General features: G+C 39.7%; 3 protein-coding genes. All 3 read right to left on the bottom strand.

Features of this window, described 5'->3' with window-relative positions; genetic code table 11:
* Positions 1-251, bottom strand: a 251-nt coding sequence (locus tag B0B05_RS15920) for a DUF4372 domain-containing protein (RefSeq protein WP_143746063.1), incomplete at its 3' end; no start/stop codon positions are given.
* Positions 252-384: 133 nt separating this feature from the next.
* Complete coding sequence (locus B0B05_RS15915; RefSeq protein ID WP_245799380.1) at positions 385-3,684, bottom strand: SusC/RagA family TonB-linked outer membrane protein; 3,300 nt, start codon at positions 3,682-3,684, stop codon at positions 385-387.
* A 125-nt stretch (positions 3,685-3,809) separates the two neighbouring features.
* On the bottom strand, positions 3,810-4,646 hold the full coding sequence (locus B0B05_RS15910) for a FecR family protein (protein WP_076784559.1): 837 nt from the start codon (positions 4,644-4,646) through the stop codon (positions 3,810-3,812).
* Between the last annotated feature and the right edge of the window lie 107 nt (positions 4,647-4,753).

Here is a 4,753-nt window from a genome sequence, read left to right as displayed (position 1 = left end):
CTGATGGAAGATTTTGAGGGAGCTTTGTTTACTCCAAGATGGTTTAAATTCCCGGTGGCAGAACGTATCCCGTTACTTATATCCCGAACAGACTGGCTTTTTGCAAATTGGCAGAAAAGCATTGAAACCAAATGATTCCAGCTGCTGAATCCTTTAGTATGTTTATCGGTTTGTTTACTTGCAACTAATTTATTGAATTTTGAACGGTCTAATTTTGCAATAATCTGAGAAAACAATGTTATATTTGGCATCAGAGGGACGAGTTTGGTTGTGCAACCTCAAAGATAATTTGAGATACTTAATTCAACCCTCTTTTTTTTGACTTTTTTTTAAACGTTTAGGACGCGATTGATTTGATAATTGATTTCATTGGTATAGAGGATATTAAAAATTAAACTGAGTGCCCAGAGAAACAGTTTTTAGAGGCGGAAGATAACCGCGTGCCGTAAACTCTGGATCCATTCCGAAATATTTGGTAATTGTCAACATATTCTGACCCTGAACGTAAATTATTGCATCTTTGACAATACTGCCATCAAAGGGAATCTTATAGGCAATCTGGACGTTCTTCAACCTGATAAATGAGGCATCAGATATTGTAGCTGTACTGCTTCTAAAATTAGTCTGAGCAGTGTTCTGATTGTTTAATACCCCTGTACTGTAGGGCATGTATGTTCCGTTAGGATTGGACGGAGACCAGACATCCAGCACCTCGACAGGTTGGTTAAAGAGGCCACCCGGGAGAGGAAGCGAGGTATTATAATTCAGATTTCTCTGTTTAACCCCTTGAAAAAGAAATGCGATGTTCCAGTTCTTAAACGTAATAGTATTGCTCCATCCACCAAAATACCTGACTCCTATATTCTCGATGACTCTGTTGTCATCGGGTGAAGAAATTTTTCCGTCGCCATTAAAGTCTGTGAATTGATATAGCCCTGTCGCAGGATCTATACCCTCCAATTGATAGAGCTTGATGATGCTAGTCGGTTCGCCAATAACATATTTGGTAGCATACGTAGATCCGTCCAGTCCAGGAAATGACAGCAATTTGTTTTTAGGAATACTGATATTAAAACTACTCTCCCATTTGAATTCAATCCCTTTAACAGGTGTAGTACTGACCTCCAATTCAAATCCTTTGTTCTCTATAGTGGCAGCAAGGTTCGCCAATACCGAGGCAAAACCCGTGGTAGCGGGAAGCTGATATCCCACCAGCTGGTTGGATGATCTGTTCCGATAGTACGATGCTGTCATATTTAACCGGTTATTTAAAAATGAAGTTTCCAATGCTACCTCCATCTTTTGAGTCTTTTCCCAGCTGTAATCTGGATTAAAGAGACGTGAAGGATCCAGTCCATTAACCCCGTTGTAGCCTTGGGCAGAAACGATATAGGTATTCAGGTACTGATAGTCTCCAATATTATCACTTCCCGCAGTACCTAAACTGGCACGGAGTTTCCCGAAGCTCAGCCAACTCAGGTCTTTCAGACCCCTTTCTTTGCTAAACAGCCATGCTGCGCCCACAGCTCCAAAGTTGGCGAACTTCCTGTTGGTCCCAAACCTACTGCTCCCATCCCGGCGACCCGTGATATTGACGAAGTACTTATTGTCTAACTGATAATTGACCCTTGCAAAGAAACCAGCGTACCTGTATTCCGTCTCGCTCTGGTCGACGATATTCTTGGTCTGTGCCGCCGCCAGGTTATTGATAAAGGCATTGCTCTCAAAGCCGCTTCCCGTGATTGCCTCTCTTTTGTTTGTTTCGTTCTGTAAGCTGGAACCTACCAGTATTGAAAAGGCATGTCTTTCTTTTTTGTAATCCCAGTTGATCTGGGGCTCAAGAATATAGGACAGCTGGCTGTGGCTACTTTTAGAGGCCGCCGAGTAAAAGCTGGACTGACCTGTAACATAGGCGGGATTATAGATTGTATTAGGTCGCAACGACCATTCTTCAAAACTGTTATGTGTCAGTCCTGCATTCAGCTTAAGTGTGATGTTGGGAACTAACTCCAATTGGGTTGTAAGATTTGTTATCTGCTGGAGGTTTTCATTCTGATAGGTAGCATTGAAGCCTGCCATAGGATTCACAAAAGTATTGTTCTCCCAGTTTATGCTGCCGTCCGGCTTATATAATGCTGGTGCATTGGGAGAGAGCAAAGTTGCCTTATTGGTGACATCCTCATTGAGCACATTGTTCTTCTGCTGGCTAAGCATATTCGAAAGACTAATGTTGAACCTTTTATCTTCCGAACGGTGCGATAGCTGACTTGAAAGGCTGTTGGTAACATACTTGAAGTTTTTATCAAATACGGTGGTTTGCTCGTTATGGCCTGTGCTGATAATGAATTGTGTCCCTTTACTTCCACCATTCACCGATAATCTGATGTCTGAGGTGGTTGCGGTATTTCCGATCAGTTTTTTAAGCCAGTCAGTATAGGAATCCGGACTCCATGTCCCGTTGACGTCGTAGGCCGTCGCAGGATAGCTATTAATACCATCGTTTTGATACGCCTGTCGCCGCATATTGAGGTATTGCTGGCTATTCATCATTTGAAGTCCGATCAATGCCCTGCTTACCCCAAAACTGGTATTCAGTGAAAATCTGGCCTTGCCCAATTTTCCGTTTCTGGTAGTCACCAGAATAACACCATTAGCACCACGGCTTCCGTAGATTGCTGTGGCATCAGCATCTTTCAATATTTCGATGCTTTCGATATCGTTGGGATTGATGGCATTAAGAGGGTTAATGTTTAGCATAGGAAGTACCTGTGTGGAATATTGAGAACTGATGGCCGCCCCCAGAGGAACACCGTCTATCACGTACAATGGAATGTTACCTTCTCTACGAAGGCTATTCTGCCCTCTGATCTGTACATCAAATCCACCACCTGCGGTTCCACCGCCTTGCACGATGCTTACGCCCGCCATGCGGCCCTGTATGGCTGAGAGTACGTTGTTGACAGGCTGGTTCTCGATGTCTTTGGCCGTTACGCGGGCAATACTGCCCGTACTCTCCTTTTCTTTGACTTTGTAGTAGCCGGCATTGAGCACGACTTCCTCAATCTGGTTTTCTTTGGGAGACAGTTCCGCATCCACTACGGCCTTCTCCCCCACCTGTAGCCTGCGCTCCGGGTAGTCCTGGTGGCGGATGACAACCACGGGATCTTTGCCCGATATGCTCAGCTGATACTGCCCGGAGGCATTGGTGGTGGCCACGGTGGCAGTGCCCTGCTGGAAGACTGATGCGCCCTGTATGGGCTTCTGTTGCGCTGTTACCGTACCGGTGACTACCCGCATCTGCCCTATTGCTATGCCCGAGACGCTATGATCTTGCGGATTATCTACTTCATTTTCCGAACTGGGTAAGGTTTTTGCTTCCCGACTCCTAACTGTGATAATATTGCCATTAATTTGATAATCAAAAGGTAAATTTTCAAGAATCTTTTTAACACACTGGGATACAGTCTGTTCTTTGCATCTGACTTCCTGTATTTTATATTTTTTTAATTTCTCTTTTGAATAAACAATTTTCAAATTATTAGTGGCAGCTAATTTGTTTAAAACTTCGTCTGCATAAATATTTTTTGCAGTAAAATCTACTATTTTTTCTGATTTTAATTGTGAATAGTAATATGAAGAAGTAATAAAAAATACAACTGCAGTATAGCAAGTAATTTTTTTCATTATTTTTGCAATGTTTAATTAGTAACTTTATTATGATTGTTATTGATTTTATATACCGGCACTCCCAATGCCGGTTTTTTTTTTAATTACTGGTTATAAGTCTTTTAACTAATAGTTTCCAGATGTTACTTTTCAAGTTTAAAATTTTGACCATTTTTAATAAGATTTAGATTTAAATAAAAGGCTAATGATTTGAGTATTGTTTCTACTGACTCATTTTTGAGATCACCCGAAAAAGTCTCATTTGCGTACTCAGCCGGATATTCTATTTTAATACCATAAATATTTTCGATAATCGATAAGGCATTTTTAACTTTACATTCAGAAAAAAACAAATCTGCTGTCAACATACTATTGTTGTCTTCTCTCTTATATTGATTAACTGCTATTTTTTTTGACTTTAATATTGTTATCGCATCCATATTCCCAAAATTATTCATTGTTTCAGCAGGTGCTAAATAGTAATAATTAGGATCAGAATTTTTCTTTACTGCAACTTTTCCTTCAAAAAGATGTAGTTTAAAATTATCGTTATTTTGAAAAATTGTGAATACAGTTCCTAATACTTTAGTTTCATAATTTTTAGTCGCAACAACAAACGGATGATCCTTTGATTTGGAGATTTTAAAAAGGGCATCTCCGTCTAAATAGACTTTTCTTTCTTTAGAAAAATAAAAACTATTAACTACAAGTTTCCCACCTTTTAATAGCTGTACCTGCGATCCATCTCTGAGATTAATGATAGTTTTTCCTGCTACTGCCTGATATGTTCTCGGTTTCAGAAACTCATTATAGCCCAAAAGAAATCCTAAAGACAAGAATAACAAAATTACTGCAGCAATAGATGACCTGATTTTTATGGAATATTTTTTATTTTTTTCAATTCTTGAAGAAATGTTATTCCACATTTTATCAGTTTCATCTTGGTTAGGTAGCTTAATATTTTCAATTTTTTTTGTCATTGTTTCTAATTATTATATGTATATCCGTTTTTAATCATACTGCTGTAATATTAGCAATAATGAGCCTTTCGAATAGTTTGTCTCCGAAATATCTTCGATTTAGTTTG

This window comes from Epilithonimonas bovis DSM 19482 (assembly GCF_900108115.1).
In the GTDB taxonomy this organism is placed as follows: domain Bacteria; phylum Bacteroidota; class Bacteroidia; order Flavobacteriales; family Weeksellaceae; genus Epilithonimonas; species Epilithonimonas bovis.
Note: the sequence above shows the minus strand (reverse complement) of the source record. Positions and strands in the feature narration are given on the sequence as shown.